17 protein-coding genes and 1 tRNA gene are annotated in these 18,369 nt (G+C 62.0%); 4 read left to right on the top strand and 14 right to left on the bottom strand.

Annotated elements, in window-relative coordinates:
- Nucleotides 1-27: 27 nt before the first annotated feature.
- On the bottom strand, nucleotides 28-210 hold the full coding sequence (locus HEP69_RS01630) for a DUF3553 domain-containing protein (RefSeq protein WP_290556768.1): 183 nt from the start codon (nucleotides 208-210) through the stop codon (nucleotides 28-30).
- 68 nt (nucleotides 211-278) lie between these two features.
- On the opposite strand from HEP69_RS01630, the gene HEP69_RS01635 reads away from it, so the two are divergent.
- Nucleotides 279-878, top strand: coding sequence for a histidine phosphotransferase family protein (locus HEP69_RS01635; protein ID WP_290556769.1), 600 nt, complete (start codon nucleotides 279-281; stop codon nucleotides 876-878).
- A gap of 290 nt (nucleotides 879-1,168) precedes the next feature.
- Here HEP69_RS01635 and HEP69_RS01640 read toward each other — a convergent pair whose 3' ends face one another.
- The 10 genes from HEP69_RS01640 to HEP69_RS01685 all read right to left on the bottom strand — a co-directional run bounded on the left by HEP69_RS01640 (nucleotide 1,169) and on the right by HEP69_RS01685 (nucleotide 9,202).
- On the bottom strand, nucleotides 1,169-2,434 hold the full coding sequence (locus tag HEP69_RS01640; protein WP_290556770.1) for a glutamate-5-semialdehyde dehydrogenase: 1,266 nt from the start codon (nucleotides 2,432-2,434) through the stop codon (nucleotides 1,169-1,171).
- A 68-nt stretch (nucleotides 2,435-2,502) separates the two neighbouring features.
- Nucleotides 2,503-3,609 (bottom strand): glutamate 5-kinase, encoded by a 1,107-nt coding sequence (proB, locus tag HEP69_RS01645; RefSeq protein ID WP_290556771.1) that lies wholly within the window; start codon nucleotides 3,607-3,609, stop codon nucleotides 2,503-2,505.
- Entirely contained in the window at nucleotides 3,597-4,631 is a 1,035-nt protein-coding gene (gene obgE / locus HEP69_RS01650; RefSeq protein WP_290556772.1) for a GTPase ObgE, read from the bottom strand. The genes proB and obgE overlap by 13 nt, the downstream gene beginning before the upstream one ends.
- 35 nt (nucleotides 4,632-4,666) lie before the next feature.
- Nucleotides 4,667-5,203 carry a GNAT family N-acetyltransferase gene (locus HEP69_RS01655; RefSeq protein ID WP_290556773.1) on the bottom strand — a complete coding sequence of 179 codons (537 nt, stop codon included), beginning with the start codon at nucleotides 5,201-5,203 and terminating at the stop codon, nucleotides 4,667-4,669.
- Nucleotides 5,200-5,808 carry a LysE family translocator gene (locus HEP69_RS01660; protein WP_290556774.1) on the bottom strand — a complete coding sequence of 203 codons (609 nt, stop codon included), beginning with the start codon at nucleotides 5,806-5,808 and terminating at the stop codon, nucleotides 5,200-5,202. Before HEP69_RS01660 ends, HEP69_RS01655 begins: the two co-directional genes overlap by 4 nt.
- Complete coding sequence (locus HEP69_RS01665) at nucleotides 5,805-6,305, bottom strand: GNAT family N-acetyltransferase (RefSeq protein ID WP_290556775.1); 501 nt, start codon at nucleotides 6,303-6,305, stop codon at nucleotides 5,805-5,807. The genes HEP69_RS01660 and HEP69_RS01665 overlap by 4 nt, the downstream gene beginning before the upstream one ends.
- 81 nt (nucleotides 6,306-6,386) lie before the next feature.
- Entirely contained in the window at nucleotides 6,387-6,656 is a 270-nt protein-coding gene (rpmA, locus tag HEP69_RS01670) for a 50S ribosomal protein L27 (RefSeq protein ID WP_290556776.1), read from the bottom strand.
- A gap of 12 nt (nucleotides 6,657-6,668) precedes the next feature.
- Nucleotides 6,669-7,307 carry a 50S ribosomal protein L21 gene (locus HEP69_RS01675; RefSeq protein WP_290556777.1) on the bottom strand — a complete coding sequence of 213 codons (639 nt, stop codon included), beginning with the start codon at nucleotides 7,305-7,307 and terminating at the stop codon, nucleotides 6,669-6,671.
- Between the two features lie 207 nt (nucleotides 7,308-7,514).
- On the bottom strand, nucleotides 7,515-8,348 hold the full coding sequence (locus tag HEP69_RS01680) for a DUF2059 domain-containing protein (RefSeq protein ID WP_290556778.1): 834 nt from the start codon (nucleotides 8,346-8,348) through the stop codon (nucleotides 7,515-7,517).
- Nucleotides 8,345-9,202 (bottom strand): DUF2059 domain-containing protein, encoded by an 858-nt coding sequence (locus tag HEP69_RS01685; protein WP_290556779.1) that lies wholly within the window; start codon nucleotides 9,200-9,202, stop codon nucleotides 8,345-8,347. The genes HEP69_RS01680 and HEP69_RS01685 overlap by 4 nt, the downstream gene beginning before the upstream one ends.
- Before the next feature lie 122 nt (nucleotides 9,203-9,324).
- Here HEP69_RS01685 and HEP69_RS01690 point away from each other — a divergent pair.
- Nucleotides 9,325-9,414: transfer RNA gene (locus tag HEP69_RS01690), tRNA-Ser, on the top strand.
- 140 nt (nucleotides 9,415-9,554) lie between these two features.
- On the opposite strand, the gene HEP69_RS01695 is transcribed toward HEP69_RS01690, so the two are convergent.
- Genes HEP69_RS01695 through HEP69_RS01705 form a run of 3 tightly spaced genes read right to left on the bottom strand, consistent with a single transcriptional unit; the run spans nucleotide 9,555 to nucleotide 14,387 of the window.
- A complete protein-coding gene (locus HEP69_RS01695; RefSeq protein ID WP_290556780.1) occupies nucleotides 9,555-10,682 on the bottom strand; it encodes an ABC transporter permease in 1,128 nt (375 codons plus the stop codon).
- A gap of 1 nt (nucleotide 10,683) precedes the next feature.
- Nucleotides 10,684-13,407: a ribosome-associated ATPase/putative transporter RbbA gene (rbbA, locus tag HEP69_RS01700; RefSeq protein WP_290556781.1), complete on the bottom strand. Its 2,724-nt coding sequence runs from the start codon at nucleotides 13,405-13,407 to the stop codon at nucleotides 10,684-10,686.
- Nucleotides 13,404-14,387 carry an HlyD family efflux transporter periplasmic adaptor subunit gene (locus HEP69_RS01705; protein ID WP_290556782.1) on the bottom strand — a complete coding sequence of 328 codons (984 nt, stop codon included), beginning with the start codon at nucleotides 14,385-14,387 and terminating at the stop codon, nucleotides 13,404-13,406. Before HEP69_RS01705 ends, rbbA begins: the two co-directional genes overlap by 4 nt.
- Before the next feature lie 703 nt (nucleotides 14,388-15,090).
- On the opposite strand from HEP69_RS01705, the gene urtA reads away from it, so the two are divergent.
- Nucleotides 15,091-16,371: an urea ABC transporter substrate-binding protein gene (urtA, locus tag HEP69_RS01710; RefSeq protein WP_290556783.1), complete on the top strand. Its 1,281-nt coding sequence runs from the start codon at nucleotides 15,091-15,093 to the stop codon at nucleotides 16,369-16,371.
- Nucleotides 16,372-16,435: 64 nt separating this feature from the next.
- The gene (gene urtB / locus HEP69_RS01715; protein WP_290556784.1) at nucleotides 16,436-18,367 is read left to right on the top strand and encodes an urea ABC transporter permease subunit UrtB; all 1,932 of its coding nucleotides are present in this window, start codon (nucleotides 16,436-16,438) and stop codon (nucleotides 18,365-18,367) included.
- The last annotated feature ends 2 nt before the right edge of the window (nucleotides 18,368-18,369 follow it).

Genomic DNA, 18,369 nt, shown 5'->3' on the forward strand with positions numbered 1-18,369 from the left:
ACGGAGTTAACCAATCATAAAGCCTCGTCAGGCATCAAAGACCGGTAACAGAGCAACGCGGGTGCCGTCGATGACAATCTTGCCTTGGTCCGGGAAATTGACCGTGATGCGTCCACCGATGTTCGATTGGACCTGCCCCACCCCCCATTCAGGACAGTCAGGATGACGCACAAGCATGCCCGGTGTGAAGATTGAGTTGAGATCGTTCATTTCACTCCTAGTTTCTAGTGCTGACGTCGCCGGAGCACATTCTTTGTATTTTTGATGAGCTGGCTTTTATGGAACAAAAATCGATAGCACCTTTGACCTCTCTCATAGGGTCCCGTATTTGTCACGATCTGATCAGCCCAATTGGGGCGATCACGAATGGGCTGGAACTTCTGGAGATGGCGGGCACCGGCCACGGGCCGGAACTGTCTCTGATCGGGGAGAGTGTTCAGAACGCAGCGGCGCGGATCCGGTTTTTCCGCGTGGCCTATGGCATCGCGGGCACCGAGGCGCTGGCGCGCGGAGAGGTCGCGGGAATCCTGCATGGCATCGACAATGGCGGGCGCGTGCGCCTGCACTGGGATGTGGCCGGAGATACCCCGCGCAAGGAAGTACGGCTGGCCTTTCTGGCGCTGCAATGTCTGGAAACGGCGCTCGCCTATGGTGGCACGATCCGCCTGTCCAAAACCCAAGGGCACTGGCTTGTGATCGGGACCGCGCCACGCCTCAAGCTGGATCCAGAGCTTTGGGCCGATCTATCCCGACCGATCAAGTCTGTCGAGATTACCCCCGCCCTGGTGCAGTTCGCGCTGCTGCCCGATGTCGCGGCCGAGGCGGGACGAAGCCTGAACGTCACGCTGGGCCGGGATGAAATCGCGATCAGCTTCTGAGCTTTCGGCAGCTTCGGTGCCGCCCCGGAGCCACTGCCCGGGCCCGGCCCGCTTTTCCTGGGATCGGGACGCGTGTTGAGGTCGCCCCCGTGCAGGCAAGCCCCCAACGGTTCATCAACCTGTGACCGGAGCTGGATCGCGCCGGGTGCAGAAGCACTATTGTCGCTGGCGGCTGAATGATATCCCCGCAGCGAGGTTCAACCCATTGATACTGTTTGAGAAATGCCAAACCGGCCGCACCTCTGCCGCCCTGCCTCAGCCGGATACCGGGCGGCGGCTGCCGGACCCGATCAGGTCCGAACGGCCCCCTCACCGGTCACAAGATACTTGAAACTGGTCAGTTCCGTGGCGCCCACCGGTCCGCGCGCATGCATTTTACCAGTGGCAATGCCGATCTCGGCGCCCATGCCGAACTCCCCGCCATCGGCAAACTGGGTGGAGGCGTTGTGCATCAGAATGGCGCTGTCGAGCCGTTCAAAGAAACGGTCACGGGCGGCGATATCCTCGGTCAGGATGCAATCGGTATGGTTCGAGCCGAATTGCCGGATATGCGCGATGGCCGCGTCGATATCGCTCACGGCCCGCGCGGCAATAACCATGTCGAGGTATTCGCGGCCCCAATCCTCGTCGCGGGCCTGAGTTGTGCCAGGGACATGGCGCAACGCATCGTCGGCACGCACCTCTACGCCCGCATCGATCAGCGCGCGGATCACGCCCTGCCCGATTGTGTGCACCACGTCGCGGTGGATCAGCAAGCATTCGGCGGCCCCGCAAATGCCCGTGCGTCGGGTCTTGGCGTTCAGCACCACCTTGAGCGCGGTTTCGGGGTCTGCGGATTTGTCGATATAGATATGCACGATGCCTTCGAGATGCGCAAAGACCGGAACACGCGCCTCGCGCTGAACCAGACCGACCAGGCCCTTGCCGCCGCGCGGCACGATCACGTCGATATGATCGGTCATCGTCAGCATTTCTGACACCGCCGCGCGGTCACGGGTCGGCACCAGCTGGATCGCATCCTCGGGCAGATCCGCGGCTTTGAGCCCCTCGAGCAGGCAGGCATGGATCGCACGGGAGGAGTGGAAGCTTTCCGACCCGCCGCGCAGGATCACCGCGTTGCCGGCCTTGAGGCAGAGCGCTCCGGCATCCGCGGTCACGTTGGGGCGGCTTTCATAGATCACGCCGATCACCCCAAGCGGGGTGCGCACCCGCTGGATATGCAGCCCGTTGGGCCGGTCCCACGCCGCGATCACCTGGCCCACCGGATCGGGCTGATCGGCAACCGCGCGCAGACCGTCCACGATGCCCTGAATGCGGGCGTCATCCAGCATCAGCCGGTCCATCATGGCATCCGATAACCCTTTGTCCCGGCCATATGCCAGATCGTCCTTGTTGGCCGCGATGATGGTGGTTCGCGCGCCCCAGACCGCGTCAGCCGCCGCCATGAGCGCGGCGCGCTTACGCTCAGCCGGGCTGAAGGCAAGCGCATGCGATGCCGCGCGTGCGCGCGCGCCGATATCGGCCATCAGGGCGGGGATCGTGTCGAGGTCTTTCATCTTTTGTCGTCCTTGGGCCGTTGGGCAGGCGGGGGGTTGCCGTATTTGTGAAAGAGAAGAAGATGCGGTCAGAGTGCCATATCATCGCGATGGATCAAAGCGGCACGGCCCGGATAGCCCAGAATGCCCTCGATATCCGCCGATTGGCACCCCTGAATGGCGCGCGCCTCCTGGGCGGTGTAGCGGGACAGGCCTTGACCCAGGGTGCGATTGTCCACGTCCAGAATGGCGACGGGATCGCCGCGCCCGAACTGGCCTGACACCGCGTGGATCCCCGCGGGAAGCAGGCTCTTGCCGGATTTCAGCGCGCGCGCGGCGCCCGGGTCGATGGTAATCTCGCCGGACGGTTTCATCGCCGCGATCCAGCGTTTGCGCGCGGCCTGCGGATCAAGCTGCGGTGTGAACCACGTGGCGGGCGCGCCGTTCTCAAGCGCGCGCAAGGGGTTGGCTCGCGACCCTTCGGTGATCGCCATGGCGCACCCCGCCGCCACAGCCGTCTTGGCGGCCAACAGCTTGGTCTTCATGCCCCCTTTCGAGAGGCCCGAACCCGCGTCACCGGCCATCTCTTCGATCCTTGGGGTGATCTCGTCAATGGTGTCAAAGCGGGTGGCGTTGAGATCCAGTGCAGGGTTGGCGGTGTAAAACCCGTCGACATCCGACAACAGGATCAACTGATCCGCCCCCACGGTGACCGCGACCTGGGCCGCCAACCGGTCATTGTCGCCATAGCGGATCTCGTCCGTGGCCACGGTGTCGTTTTCGTTCACGATGGGAATGGCGCCCAGGCCCAACAGCGTCCCCATCGTAGCGCGGGAATTCAGATAGCGGCGCCTGTCGCGGCTGTCCTCAAGCGTGACAAGGATCTGTGCGGTCAAGAGACCGTGCGGCGCCAGCGCCTCCTCATAGGCGCGCGCGAGGCGGATCTGGCCAACAGCGGCGGCGGCCTGGGATTGTTCAAGTGCGAGATCGGTCCGGCCAAGGCGCAGCACACCGCGCCCCAGCGCGATGGACCCCGAGGACACCAGGATCATATCCGTGCCGCGCGCCTTGAGATCGGCCACATCCTGGGCCAGGGACCGCAGCCAATCCTCGCGCAGCGCACCAGTCGCGCCATCGACCAAAAGGGCCGAGCCGATCTTGACCACGACGCGGCGGGCGTCTTTCAGGGATGCCATGGCTCTGCCTCATCGCCCGACTTGAGGCGCAGGCGGTCTTCGTCAATCTCGGAGCGGAGCGCGCGCAGAACCTCTGTCAGCCCCTCGCGGGAGACACCAGACATCATCATAACCGGCCCGCCCGACGCGGCCTCAAGCTCGGCCTTGGCCTCTGCGCGTTCATCCTCATCCAGCGCGTCGATCTTGTTGAGCGCGGTGATACGTGGCTTGTCGGCCAGATGACCGCCATAGGCCTCAAGCTCGTGAAGAATCGTATGATAATCGTCTACGATCGTCTGGGAGGTTCCGTCGACCAGATGCAACAGCACCGCGCAGCGTTCGACATGACCCAGAAACCGGTCGCCGATCCCCCTGCCCTCATGCGCCCCGGCGATCAGGCCGGGAATGTCAGCCACCACGAATTCCACATCATCGACGCCCACGACCCCCAGATTGGGATGCAACGTGGTAAACGGGTAATCGGCAATCTTGGGCCGCGCGTTCGAGGTGGCGGCGAGGAAGGTCGATTTGCCCGCATTGGGCATGCCCAGAAGCCCCGCATCCGCAATCAGCTTGAGCCGGAGCCAGAGCGTGCGCTCCACCCCCGGCTGGCCCGGATTGGCCCGGCGCGGCGCCTGATTGGTGGAGGTCTTGAAATGCAGGTTGCCCCAGCCGCCATTGCCGCCGCGCGCCAGTTCGACCTCATCGCCCACGGTTGCCAGATCGGCAATGACCGTCTCCTGATCCTCGTCCAGGATTTCAGTGCCTTCCGGCACCCGCAGCACAATGTCGTCGCCATCCTTGCCAGTGCGTTGCTTGCCCATGCCGGGTTGGCCGTTCTTGGCAAAGAAATGCTGCTGATAGCGGAAATCGATCAGCGTGTTGAGGCCATCAACGGCCACCGCGCGAACCGACCCGCCGCCGCCGCCATCGCCGCCATCGGGGCCGCCATATTCGATATACTTCTCGCGCCGGAAGCTGATGCACCCCGACCCGCCCGCACCGGACCGAATATAGACCTTGGCCAGATCAAGAAATTTCATGGCCCCCTCCTATCGGACAGCCCGGCGCCTCACAATCACAGTTTTCGGCTGTAGGTCCATGTGGGCACGGTGGCATCGCGGGCCACGCAAAAACTCTCGGCATCGCCCAGATATTCAAATCCGCAATGGGTCAACACCCGGGCCGAGGCCGGGTTGTCCTGAAAGACGCTGCCGAACATCGTGCTGTTGTTCAGGGGGTTGGCTTGCACCAGCGCCTCGACCGCCTCGGATGCAAGGCCGGTGTTCCAGGCGGGCGGTGCCACCCAATAACCAACCTCGGATTGATTGCGATCCATGCGCTCCAGACTGATCACGCCCATCAGCTCGGCGCCGCCGGATTTGCTGGCATCCATGGCCCACACATCCTCCTCGCGGGCCTCCGCCATGGCGCGGGAGATAAACGCCTCCGCCATCCCGGGTGGAATGGGATGCGGGATCGATGTCGTCATGCGCGCCACGCGCTCATCCCCGGCGTAAAGTTCGATCAGGCCCAGATCGGACCGGCGCAATGGGCGCAAGTCGAACCGTTCGGTCGTGATTGTGGGTTGGTCCACGATGTAATCCAATTTCATTGCGCTCCCCCTCCTCCGATAAGCACATAGAGAACGGACGCCGCCGTCAGCGCGGCGAGTGTCCACATCAGGTATTGTTCCGCGGGCCGCCCTGCAACCGTCGCCGCGATCCGATCGCCCGCAAAGGTCCAAATCGGATGCAGCACCACCTGACAGGCGAGCAATACCGCCGCAATGGTTGCCGTTGCCTGAAGGACGCCAGTCCCGGGCCCGACAAATCCGGTAAATCCGGCGGTAATCATCGCCCAGGCCTTGGGGTTGAGCGGGTGCACGATCAGCCCGGCCAGAAATCCAGGCACGCGCGCCTCGGCATCGGGCGTTCCCAGGCGCAGATGTGCAACCCGCCAGGCCAGCCACAGGATATAGGCGGCAGAGGCCCATTTGAGCGCGACAAAGACACCCGGATAGCGCTCGGCCAGTTCCATCAGGCCAAAGCCCATCGGCCAGATGATCAGCTGTTTGCCCAACGCGACCCCGGCCACGAACGGCAGGGCCGCGCGAAACCCGAACCGTGCACCGGTGGCCATCATGGCCATATTGGCAGGCCCGGGCGTGCCCACCTGGCTGATCGCGAAAACTGCAAAGGATGACAGCGCGACACTCATTGCAGGCCCTCCCACCGGGTGCGGGTCAGTACCATATCCTGAAGCAGGACCTCACGATGTTGGGCCTTGGAATACGCATTTCGGAGGTCAGTAGGCACAAATCCCAGCTTTTCGAGGACATGCCTAGAACCTGCGTTTCCCAGATGGTAGCCGGATGTCAGATCTTGAGAGGGGCCCATAAAATACTCTGCCACAACGGCAGATGCCGCCTCGGTCGCAAAGCCCTGCCCCCAATGCGGCTCGGCATACCAATACCCCAACTGGTCTGCGATCGCGACACAGCCAATCAGCGCCCCGTCGCGGCAAACGGCATAGGTCGCGCCTTGGGATGCAAGGCTGGTTATAAAGAACCCTGCATCGGCCATGGTGTAGGGATGCGGCACGATCGTCAGCCATTTCGAGACGTTCAGGTTGCCAATCAGCCGCACCAGATCGTCGGCATCGTCCATCACGAACGGCCGCAGGGTCAGGCGTTGGGTTGTCAGGGTCTGTCTCATAGGAGGGACCACTCGGGAAACGAAAAAGGGGACCGGCCCGCGCCGATCCCCCAAGATGTCTAAACCTTTTCGGTCGGGCTTTTACTCGGCGGCCTCCGCCACTGGCAGGACCGAAATAAAGGTGCGGCCCTTGAGGCCCTTGTGAAACTTCACAGCACCGTCGGCGGTCGCAAAGATGGTATGATCCTTGCCCATGCCCACGCCCTCGCCCGGCCAGAACTTGGTGCCGCGCTGGCGCACGATGATATTGCCGGGGATGGCCGCCTGGCCACCATAGAGTTTCACGCCAAGGCGGCGGCCCGCGGAATCGCGACCGTTTCTGGATGAACCGCCTGCTTTTTTATGTGCCATTGGTGTCTCTCCTTAGCCTTTTGCCAGTTCTTTGGCCTGTTCGATCCAGCCTTCACGCTCGATCCGGCCCTTGAAGTTCAGCTTTTCGTCGAACGCGGCGACATCCTCTTCGGTCCAGGCCGCAATCTGGGCAAACGAAGTCACGCCGCCCTCAATGAGTTTTTTCTCAAGTGCCGGACCAACACCGGAAAGCTGTTTGAGATCGTCCGCACCGGCCGACACCTCATTGGCAGCGTCCGCCTTGGGGGCCGCTGCCTTTGAAGGTGCGGCAGCGGTTACAGCAGCCGCGCTGACCGATCCCGCGCCAACCGCGGCTTTCACACCGGATGTATCGGCGCCCGACGCCAGGATCTCGGTGATCTTGACCAGGGTCAGCTGCTGACGGTGTCCCTTGGTGCGCTTGGACGAATGCTTGCGGCGGCGGCGCACGAAATGGATGAGCTTCTCACCCTTGATCTGGTCGATCACTTCGGCCTGCACACCGGCCCCGTCAACCATAGGTGCGCCGACAACGGGGCTGTCCCCGCCCAGCATCAGCACATCGTTGAACTGAATGGTTTCTCCTGCATCGGCAGCCAGCTTCTCGACGCGCAACGTATCGCCCGCCTGAACCTTGTATTGCTTGCCGCCTGTCTTCATGACCGCGAACATGGGTCTCTTCCTTTTTCAATTGCCGCGTCCTGTGGTCCCCGTAAGGGCGTTTTTGGCCGATGCCACCGCGAACAGCGCGCCCCCGTCGGGGCGGTATGACGATAAGACCCGGCACGAGGGAAACCCCGGCCGGGACGCTGGCTTATCCCCGCAAAGCCGGGCCAAGTCAACAGGGTTTCGCCGGTTTTTCGGGGCCCTGATCCGGCCTCAGAGATCGCTGCTGAGCATCGCCTGTGCGGCCGCCAGACCCAGACCATACGAGATGTCGCGGTAGACCGCCTCGAACCCGTCAAAGAGCGCCCCGTTCAACGCCCGTCCCGCAGAGGTTTCGGAAAACGCGATATAGGCCTGCATCGTATCATCGCTGAGCGGCTGATAGGCCATCATCAAAAAAGCATAAAGCCATTCTTCGGTATCGGTGCGGATCTCGGTCTCCTGTGACCAGACATCGGCGATGATGTCCTGTTCGCTCATCGTCATGGCGCCGCCATCCACCAGCCCGCGAAAGAATTGGAAATTCGAGCTCAGCGCGCCGGCCACATTGCGTTCCACCAGATCATTGGCCGACACAAAACGGTCAATCATCTCGATCCGGTCGTCCCCCGCCTCGCGTGCGTCTGCATAGGCGGCGCGCGCAACCTCCTCGATATCGCTGTCCGCCATGGCCGCCCGCGCGGCGTTCTCAAGGGTGAGGATCGACTGGCCCTGTTCGGTCCCGAAAAAGGCTTCCGCTGCCGCGATCTGCTCGTGTTCCATATCGCGCGCCAGTGCGGCTTCCAGCCCCGTGCGCATCGTTCCCTGATCGTAAAGGCGCTCAACCGTCCGATCCCAAAGCTGACCACCGCGCCCGGGCAGCATATCGCGCTCGATACTGGCTGCGTAGTCCATCCCTTCCGCATGAAGGATCCCCACGATCTCATCGAGCTTGAGCGTCCGTGACAGATCGGCGGCGGTCGATCCGGCCCAGCTTGGCAACGCCAGTGTCAGGGTCATTACCAGCCACAGCACGGGCGCCATGGCGGTCCGGTGCAACCCGGTCACAGCTCTTGGCCCGGTTGCAGATCCTTCATCCGGGCGGCCAGCACCTCGAACCGGTTGGCCATCACCTCGTATTGCACGGCATTCATCAAAACATAGACCTCCTGCATCTGTGGATGTTCGAGCGCCTGGGCATAGGCCTCCAGATCGGTATCCGATACCGTCTCATAGGTGAACGCCGCCCCTGCCAACGCGGATTCGCGGATCGCCTGACGCATGCGCGGTGCGTCCTGGGCCAGCATCTCGCGCAGATCTTGCGGATCCATCCGCAGCTCCAGAATACCCGCCGCACTGGCCGCGATCAGGAACCGGAACTGGATCTCCTGCACCGCGCGCAACCCGGCATCATCCGAACTGACGGCCGCATTCATGCGGTTGAGAAGCTCAAGCCGCGGATCGCCCTCCTGCACCATTTGCCCAATCAGGGTCCGGCCCCGCTCTGACTTGGCATCGTCGTCCTCAAAAAGATGCGAGGCATTCTCGACCGCGACAAGCCGCTGGCCCAGATCGCTTGCATAGAACTCAGCCGCATGGGCCAAAAGCGGGTCACTCAGCGTCTCCGACAGGATATCGAGAGCCATATCATGCATGGTTGGCACATCGAAAACCTCGGCGCTCATCCGGGTCCATTCCGACCCGAAGATGCCGGGATCGACCCCCAGCATCCCCGGCGCGGCCCCGGCCGAAAGCTTGATGCTTTCCAGCGCCACATCAAACCCCGTCACCTCCAGGAAGGCTTCGAGCCTGTCCCGGTCGGCCGCCCGCACCGGGGCAAACGAGGTCACCAGGATCAGCAGCGCCAGCATCAGACCGGGCAGCAACAAATGAACAGAGCGGGGCGGGACGATATGGGTCATGACAGTGAAGGTGACCCGTTTTGGCGGTGCAGACAATGAAATTCACGCGAATGTCATCCTGGGCAAAAACTTGCCTTGCCAGCCTTGGGCAGACGCAGTAAACGCAATCTCCAGACCCCCGCGGAGAGGTGCCGGAGTGGTCGAACGGGGCGGTCTCGAAAACCGTTGTGGGTGCAAGCCTACCCAGGGTTCGAATCCCTGTCTCTCCGCCACTTTTCTCATCATGGCTTGGGTTTCGTCCTAGAGTTTGAAACATATCGCGCTTTTCGCCGATTGACACCTTCGGCTCCAAGTGAAGGCGGACATCCGAGTATGGCTTACCGTATGGGTAAGACTTGCCGTCTGCGGCACCTTAGTGTGCGCCGGCCATTGTCAGCCGAAAACGCCTGAGCGCGATGATGAAAAACGCAGCACTCAGTCCCGCCATCTGTAGCATGTCGGGCCACACTGTCCCCAACCCGGCATCTCGGTACAGGATCGCCTGCGAGAACGACACAAAATGGGTGGAGGGCGCTGCCTGCATGGCGAATTGCAACCATTCCGGCATGTTTTCCATGGGTGTGGTGCTGCCCGACAGAAGGATCATGATGATCAGCACCGGGATGGCCAGCAGCCCGAACTGCGGCATCGACGTGGTGAAGGTCGCCAGCAAAATGCCCAACCCGGTCACCGACACCAGATAGATCAGCGTACCGAAGATAAAGAGCGGCACCGATCCGGCCACCGGCACGCCCAGCATTATCTGCACCACCAGCCAGAGCGACAGCATGGCGGCCACCACAACCGCAAGCCCGTTGGCCCAGATCTTGGCCGCCATGATCTCGGACGGCGTGACCGGCATGACCAGCAAATGCTCGATCGTGCCGTGTTCGCGTTCACGGATCAAAGCAGCGCCGGTCAGAAGGATCGACAGGATGGTGATGTTGTTGATCACCTGCATGATCGACGAGAACCACACCGATTCAAGGTTCGGGTTGAACATGGCCCGAACCGTCAGAGCGATGGGAAGGGTGGAGGCTTCATCCTGTCTGGCAACGAACCTTGCGACTTCGGTGTTGATGATCTGCTGAAGAAAGACCGCGCCGTTCCCGGCGGTCGACATGGCGGTGGCATCGACATTCAGCAGGATTTCGGCACCACGGCCCGAGAGGACATCGGCCTCAAGCCGGGGCGGGATGTCGAGCACGAAGACAAAGCGCCCGCTTTGCATGTACTTGTCGACCTGATCTGCCGTGATCTGCTGCGGCGTATGGAATTGCGGAGGCAGGATCGCCTCCACGATGCGTCCGCTCAGCGCGGACCGGTCGTGATCGACATAGGCCACAGCGGCATTCGCAACTTCCAGCTTTGCCCCTGTCGCCACGGAATAGACGCCCAAACTGAAGACATAAACGATCAGCACGATCAGAACCGGATCGGCACGCAGGCTGCTGAGTTCCTTCAATCCCAGTCGCCAGACATTCGAGATCCATTGCCGCATGTCAGATCTCCTGTTTGCGAAGTGCGAGAACGGACAGGCCGACAAACAGGATCGCAAATCCCGCAAGGGCCAGATGGTTGGGCCAGAGCGTGCTGAAATCGAGCCCCTTGGTGAAGGCCCCGACACTGATCTGCTGATACCAGCCGGACGGAAAGCTCAACCCGATCAACTGTCCGCTTCCCGACAGCGATGAAACGGGCACCAAGAGCCCTGAAAAATTCACCGCAGGAATGATGGACAGGACGGCCGCGGCAAATGTTGCTGCCACCTGGGTTTTTGTGAAGCTGGAAATCAGAACACCGAACCCGGTGGTTGCCAGCACGTACAGCACGGTGCCCGTGATCAGCGCGATAACCGATCCCTTGATCGGCACGCCAAAGATCCCATAGGCCGCCGCGACCAGGGTAGCGAAACTGACAAGAGCGATCGCGGCATAGGGCAATTGCTTGCCCAGAATAAACTCGGTGCGGGTCACAGGCGTGGCGCGAAAATTGGCGATTGAGCCGGTTTCCTTCTCCCTTACGATCCCCATGGCGGTCATCATCGCGGGGATCAGGACCAGCATCAGCATGATCACCGAAGGCACCATCGCAAAGACGCTTTTGAACGCCTGATTGTAACGAAACCGGGTTTCCACGGTGACAGGAGACAGCGCCACAGAGCGTCCGAAACTGCGTTCGGTCTGGTCGGCGAAATAGGATTGCGCCACACCTTGCAAATAGCCGCGAATGGTTTCGGCCCGGAACGGCATGGCCCCGTCCACAAGGGCCTGAACCTCCGGCGTCTGATCCAGGAGAAGCGATCTGCCAAAACCCGGCGGAACTTCGATGGCCAACGCCAACTCGCCCCGACGCAGGCGGGCTTGAAGTTCCCTGGCACTGTGTGCCGGGGGTCTTTCATCGAAGTAATTCGACCCCGCAAAGCCTTCCAACAGGGCGCGGCTTTCTGCGCTCTGGTCGCGATCCAGCACCGCAAAACGCAGATTCTGGACATCGAGCGAGATGCCATAGCCGAATGTCAGCATCAGGATCATCGGCCCAAGCAAGGCGAAGGCCAGGCGCATCGGATCACGCCAGATTTCCATCATCTCGCGCCGCGCAAAGGCCCAGAGGCGGAAGGGATCGAACGCCCGATGTTGGGCAACCGGGCGCGAGACGGCCTCAACGGGCTGGGCCGGGGCAACGGGTGGCCGGTCAGCCACGGCGTCTTTGAGATAGCTGACAAAGGCGGCATTCAGATCATCCGTAGCTTTCGCCCGGGCCAGATCTGCCGGGGTGCCGACCGCCAGAACGCGCCCGGCATGCATCAGCGATATCCGGTCGCAACGTTCGGCTTCGTTCATGAAATGGGTGGACACAAAGATCGTCACCCCATCATCGCGCGACAGCTTGACCAGGTGGTGCCAGAACCCATCCCGCGCCACTGGATCAACGCCGGATGTCGGCTCATCCAGGATCAGCAACTCAGGCGAATGAATGACCGCGACGGCCAGTTGCAAGCGTTGTCGTATCCCCAGCGGCAGGCTGCGCGGCAGGGTATCGGCGACCTCGGTCAGATCGAACGTGTCCAGCATCTCGGTAATGCGGGCCGCACGGCGCTCCATAGGCAGTCGGTAAAGATCGGCGTGCAGTTTCAGGTTTTCCCGCACCGTCAGCTCGCTGTAGAGCGAAAAGGATTGAGACATGTACCCAACGCGTTGGCGTGTGTCCCTGTCACGTGCGCCAAGCGGCTCGCCAAAAAGCAGCGCGCGGCCTTCGCTGGCGGGCAACAGGCCGGTCAGTATCTTCATGGTCGTTGTCTTGCCGCAGCCGTTGGAGCCCAGAAATCCGAAAATCTCGCCCCGTCCAATCTGGAAATCCACCCGATCGACGGCGGTGAAATCGCCGAACCGGCGGGTCACGCCCTGTGCCTCGATGGCGGGCGGCCCATCCGAGACGTCGCGCGGCGGCACGATGACCTCACTGTGGCCGCGTCGCTCGGCCTCTGGCAGCATCGCGATGAACGCCTGTTCCAGCGTTGGCTGCCCGGCATGGCGGCGAATGTCGTCGGGGGTACCGGTCGCGATGATGCGGCCGTTGTTCATGGCCGCCAGCCAGTCGAACCGCTCGGCCTCCTCCATATAGGCTGTGGCGACGATGATGCTCATCTCGGGACGTTGCGCGCGGATTTTGTCGATCAGATCCCAGAACTGCTGCCGCGAGAGCGGATCGACACCGGTGGTGGGTTCATCAAGGATCACCAGATCCGGATCATGGATCAGTGCCGAGCACAGCGACAGTTTTTGCTTCATCCCGCCCGACAGCTTGCCTGCGGGCCGATCCGGGAACGGATCGAGCCCGGTGGCGCGCAACAGATCCTCGATCCGGGCGCGGCGCTCCTCGGCGGGCTGACCGAAAAGCCGGCCGAAGAAATCCAAATTCTCGTAGATCGACAGCGTCGGATAGAGGTTTCGGCCCAACCCCTGCGGCATGTAGGCGATGCGGTGATTGCAGGCCCGCAGATGGGCGCGATCCCGGATATCGCCGTCCAGAACGGACATGTCGCCGGTCTGCAATCTGCGCACACCAGCCAGCAAGGCCAGCAAGGTCGACTTGCCCACGCCGTCCGGCCCGATCAGCCCCGCCATACACCCCCCCGGAATATCGAGCGTCACGTCATCGAGTGCCGCCGTCGCGCCGTAGCGGTGCGTGACCTGCGACACCTGTGCAACCGGCAGGCGCGTCATTGCGGCAGCTTGACCTCAAGCGTCGGAGGCCAGGCCACCGCGTCATCCACCCTGACATAGCCGATCCCGGCAATGCCCGCTTTGGCGCGGTCCTGATACGCGGCCAGCAAGTCCGGCGCGATGGTCAGTTTGACCCGGAACATCAGCTGATCGCGTTCCTCATCCGTCTCAACGGATTTTGGCGTGAACTGTGCGGTGCTGGCCACAAAAGTGACGGTCGCGGGGATCACATATTCCGGGATCGGGTCAAGGACGATCCGCGCCTGGGCCCCGATCGGCAGCCGCCCTGCATCCCGCGCGGGCAGGAACACGGTCATATAGACATCGGACAGATCGGTGAGGGTCACAACCCGGCCACCTGCGGCCACGACCTCGCCGGGTTTGGCAAGGATGTATTGCACACGCCCCGACCGTGGCGCCGTCAGCGTGGCGTCGTCAATCAGACTGGCCAGCCGGTCGACCGAAGCCTCCGCCGCGGCGATCGATGCCCTGGCAAGCGCGATGCTGGCCTCGGCCGCGGCCACGCCGGCTTGGGCTGTGACAAGCATTGTGCGGCGCTGGTCCAGCCGTTCCTGCGCGGCAAAGCCATCGGTCGCCAGCCTCTCGACCCGCGAGAGCTCCACTTTCGCAAGGTCCAGTTCGGAGAGGCGCTGAAGCATCAGGGCGTGCGCCTGCCCTTCCTGCTGCTCGGCCTGAACGACCCTCGCCTGTGCCTGCCGCAGCTCCGCTTGGAGTTCTGCCGTGTCGATGCGGGCCACAAGATCATCCGCCTTGACCCATTGACCCTCGGCAACCATGACTTCGGCCACGCGCCCGGGCATCTTACTTGCGACATCAATCCGCTCGGCTTCGATCCGGCCATTGGTGCGCGTGATACCCTCGGGCAAGGCCGATCCGGTAACGGTCTGCCAATAGACGTACCCAACCACAGCCAACGCCGCAGCGAAAAACACCGCTGCAAGCCATTGTTTCCAGGTCATTTTCACCTCTTCTTCTTCGCATGATATCGAATCGCCAAAGCAGCCCGATATCTTGGCTGGTGCGACCGTAGAGCCGGTGCCGCAGGTGCAAACTGATCTGCGTCAATTCTCAGGCAGAACACAGTGGCGGACCATATGAGGTCGGCAACAGCGATCCCCGCCGTCTTCTTCGGAAGGGCGGGAGGCGCAGAGGTTTGCGGGCAAGTGAGGACATCCGGCATTTGCTTGCAGGGCTGGGATATCACCGCGTTTGCCGTTGGCGCATGTTATGGCAACGATGTCCGAATGCCCAAGGATCAGGCACCTATCTTCGTCATCGGGTGCGCGCAGGTCTCTGGGGCCACGTGTCGACGGCATCGGCGCTGCCTTGCTGCCCACTGGCCAAAGCCTGTCGCCTATCGGCTGGCTTCGCCTTGCGATCAGTTTTTGTGCAATTCGCCCAAAAGGAGTCAATTTGGCGTGCGTTACAACGACCGATAGCGCTTATCGCGCTAAACAAGTGGTTGATCCGCGCGACCTGGGCCCTACTCGGATCGCCCGCTTTGGGCGCGAACGCCCCGCAGAGGACCATCCTGGCAGATAGCTCCCCCTGCGAGACGACAACATCACTGCTGTCGGACTCAGATATGTCTCTTGAGCCACACTTAAAGTGCAGCTGCTGCACTTTCCGAGGAAGACAGCGCAGTATTGGAACGCACTTCTTATGGTAAAATCCCTCCCCCTTTCTTCCCTCGTAACGGCCGGTGTGCTGGCCGCCGCCAGCGCATATGCCTGCGACGCGCCGATCAAGGTCGGTGTGCTGCATTCGCTGTCCGGCACGATGGCAATCTCCGAAACCACGCTCAAAGACACGATGCTGTTGCTGATCGATGAGCAAAACGCAGCCGGCGGTGTGCTGGATTGCGAGATCGAAGCGGTCGTGGTCGATCCGGCATCCGACTGGCCGCTTTTTGCGGAAAAAGCGCGCGAGTTGCTGACCGTGCATGACGTGGACGTCATCTTTGGCAACTGGACATCCGTGTCCCGCAAATCCGTGCTGCCCGTTATCGAAGAATTGAACGGGCTTCTGTTTTATCCGGTTCAGTATGAAGGGGAAGAAAGCTCCAAAAACGTCTTTTACACGGGCGCTGCCCCCAATCAGCAGGCAATCCCGGCCACGGATTATTTCCTGGAAGAGCTGGGTGTCGAGAAATTCGCGCTTTTGGGCACCGACTATGTTTATCCGCGCACGACGAACAACATCCTGGAAAGCTATCTCAAGTCCAATGGCATCGCCGAGGAAGACATCTTCGTCAATTATACGCCCTTCGGCCATTCCGACTGGGCGACCATCGTGGCCGATGTCGTGGCTTTGGGCGCGGATGGCAAGCAGGTGGGCGTGATCTCCACCATCAACGGCGACGCCAATATCGGCTTTTACAAGGAATTGGCCGCCGCCGGTATCTCGGCCGATGACATTCCCGTTGTTGCGTTTTCGGTCGGTGAAGAAGAGCTGTCAGGTCTCGATACATCGAACCTGGTGGGGCACCTTGCCGCCTGGAACTATTTCCAATCAGCCGAATCCGAGGCCAATGACGCCTGGGTTGCCGCGTGGAAAGCCAAGATGGGCGAAGACCGCGTCACCAACGATCCGATGGAGGCGCATTACATCGGGTTCAATATGTGGGTGAATGCCGTGACCGAAGCTGGCACCACCGACGTCGATGCGGTACGCACGGCGATGTATGGCCAGGAGTTTCCGAACCTGACCGGAGGCACTGCCGTGATGCTGCCGAACCATCACCTGGCCAAACCGGTGTTGATCGGTGAGATCACCGCTGATGGGCAGTTCGATATCATCAGCCAGACCGAAGAGGTGCCGGGCGATGCCTGGACGGACTTCCTGCCTGAGTCCGCCGTTCTGAAATCGGATTGGCAGACGCTGGGATGCGGCATGTACAATACCGAAACCGAGACCTGCATCCAGCTCACCTCGAACTACTGAAACAGATCGGGATGTGTGCGGCGTCGTGCACATCCCTCCCCCTGATTGAACGGCCCTTACCCATATGATCCGCCTGCTTTTTCTGGCTGCAGCACTTTGCCTGACGCTGCCGGGGCCCTCGCATGCCCAATCCCTCCAGAACCTGCTGCAAACCCATGCAGACGAGGTTCTAAAACCCGGCCGCCGCTCGGTCGGGGTGGTTCTGGACGATCTGGTGTCCAGCGGTCTGCCGCAGGCCGTCCCGTTTCTGGAAGCCTGGCGCGACCGCGAGATTGTCCAGCGCGACGCAGATGGCCGGTTTTTTCGATCTGCTGACGATACCCTTTTCGATCTGGAGACCGGAGAGGTTCTGGGCCCGGCCGAGAGTGACGCCTTGACCCAGTCGCGCCCGAATGGCGGTGTGCGCCGCGCTATCGGCGATGCTTTGGTGCAGTTCCAGCTTTCAGATCCCGATATCACCAAGCGCCGCGCCGCGGTCGATGCCATCGCCCGCAGTATGGACGCAAGCCAGCTCACCCCCCTCAGGATGTCCATCGAAGCGGAGCCTGACACGGCGCTCAAGGCCACCAAGACCCGTCTCGCCGGTATGCTCGCGGCCCGTTTCGGCAAGACGCCAGAGGCGCGGATCGACGCGATAGGCGGGCTTGCCGGGGATCTGTCGGTGGACGTCCGCGCGGTGCTCAACACAATCCTCGCCACCACCGGGGACGTCGCCGAAACCCTGCCTGATGATGTCAATCTCGCACGCCTTCTGCAGCCGGGCATCGATCTGACCGAGGCCGAGGCCTATCGTCAGCTGGTGGCCAACGACCTTGCCCCGCCCCCGATCCCCGCACATGCCATTCGCGCGGCCCTGTCTTCGAACATTGTCGATGGGTTCGTGGGAGGGCTTGCCGTCCACACCCTGGACACCGACGAAAACCGCATGACCGCGTACCGGGCTTTGGCGCAGGCCGGAGAGGTGCCGCCGCTTGTCACCGCCCAGGACCAAGCCGCAGCACTCGCGTCGCATGTCTTCTACCAAGCCTATGACGAGCCTGACATCCGTATCACCGACGCGGCGCGCGCCGCGCTCGACGCCATCGAGACGCGGGTCGCTTTTTCCCAGGCGGCCGATCTCGCGCTCGACGCGCTGTCGCTCGCGTCGATCTATTTCCTGGCGGCGATCGGCCTGGCGATCACCTTTGGCGTGATGGGCGTGATCAACATGGCGCATGGTGAATTCATCATGATGGGGGCCTATACCGGCTTTGTCGTTCAGCTGTTTGTACCCGATTACACCCTGTCGATCCTGATCGCGCTGCCACTGGCATTCGCAGTGACGTTCGGCGCTGGCGTGGCGATGGAGCGGCTCGTCATCCGGCACCTCTATCACCGCCCGCTCGAGACGTTGCTGGCCACATTCGGATTATCCATCGCCCTACAGCAACTGGCCAAGAATATCTTTGGAACGCAGGCGCGACCGCTGACATCGCCCGGGTGGCTGGACGGGGCATTGGTGTTCAATGACGTGATCGCGATCAGCTATATCCGCATTGCCATCTTTGTTCTGGCGCTGATCTTTCTGGGGGTGATCCTCTATGTGCTCAAACGCACCCGCCTGGGGCTTGAGGTGCGTGCCGTCACCCAGAACCCCGGCATGGCCGCCTCGATGGGGATCAACCCCGACCGCATCAACATGCTGACCTTCGGGCTGGGCTCGGGCATCGCCGGGATCGCTGGCGTGGCGATCGGGCTTTACGCCAAGGTCACGTCCGAAATGGGCGCGGATTACATCGTGCAAAGCTTCATGACCGTGGTCGTTGGCGGTGTGGGCAATGTCTGGGGCACGCTGGCGGGCGCATCGTTGATCGGGTTCTTGCAAAAAGGGATCGAGTGGCTGAACCCGTCCAACACCCTGGCGGCACAAACCTACATGATCCTGTTTATCATCCTTTTCATCCAATTCCGGCCCAAGGGGATCGTTGCCCTCAAGGGCCGTGCCGCGGCGGACTGACC

The sequence above is a fragment of the Aestuariivita sp. genome, from assembly GCF_021404545.1.
In the GTDB taxonomy this organism is placed as follows: Bacteria; Pseudomonadota; Alphaproteobacteria; order Rhodobacterales; family Rhodobacteraceae; genus Aestuariivita.

Coding starts and splice junctions, on each gene's coding strand:
- HEP69_RS01695 (WP_290556780.1), bottom strand. CDS start 10,682: ATGCGGCAATGGATCTCGAATGTCTGGCGACTGGGATTGAAGGAACTC.
- proB (WP_290556771.1), bottom strand. CDS start 3,609: ATGGCATCCCTGAAAGACGCCCGCCGCGTCGTGGTCAAGATCGGCTCG.
- rpmA (WP_290556776.1), bottom strand. CDS start 6,656: ATGGCACATAAAAAAGCAGGCGGTTCATCCAGAAACGGTCGCGATTCC.
- urtB (WP_290556784.1), top strand. CDS start 16,436: ATGATCCGCCTGCTTTTTCTGGCTGCAGCACTTTGCCTGACGCTGCCG.
- HEP69_RS01665 (WP_290556775.1), bottom strand. CDS start 6,305: ATGAGACAGACCCTGACAACCCAACGCCTGACCCTGCGGCCGTTCGTG.
- HEP69_RS01630 (WP_290556768.1), bottom strand. CDS start 210: ATGAACGATCTCAACTCAATCTTCACACCGGGCATGCTTGTGCGTCAT.
- HEP69_RS01675 (WP_290556777.1), bottom strand. CDS start 7,307: ATGTTCGCGGTCATGAAGACAGGCGGCAAGCAATACAAGGTTCAGGCG.
- HEP69_RS01705 (WP_290556782.1), bottom strand. CDS start 14,387: ATGACCTGGAAACAATGGCTTGCAGCGGTGTTTTTCGCTGCGGCGTTG.
- obgE (WP_290556772.1), bottom strand. CDS start 4,631: ATGAAATTTCTTGATCTGGCCAAGGTCTATATTCGGTCCGGTGCGGGC.
- HEP69_RS01660 (WP_290556774.1), bottom strand. CDS start 5,808: ATGAGTGTCGCGCTGTCATCCTTTGCAGTTTTCGCGATCAGCCAGGTG.
- rbbA (WP_290556781.1), bottom strand. CDS start 13,407: ATGACGCGCCTGCCGGTTGCACAGGTGTCGCAGGTCACGCACCGCTAC.
- HEP69_RS01640 (WP_290556770.1), bottom strand. CDS start 2,434: ATGAAAGACCTCGACACGATCCCCGCCCTGATGGCCGATATCGGCGCG.
- HEP69_RS01685 (WP_290556779.1), bottom strand. CDS start 9,202: ATGACCCATATCGTCCCGCCCCGCTCTGTTCATTTGTTGCTGCCCGGT.
- HEP69_RS01655 (WP_290556773.1), bottom strand. CDS start 5,203: ATGAAATTGGATTACATCGTGGACCAACCCACAATCACGACCGAACGG.
- urtA (WP_290556783.1), top strand. CDS start 15,091: ATGGTAAAATCCCTCCCCCTTTCTTCCCTCGTAACGGCCGGTGTGCTG.
- HEP69_RS01635 (WP_290556769.1), top strand. CDS start 279: ATGGAACAAAAATCGATAGCACCTTTGACCTCTCTCATAGGGTCCCGT.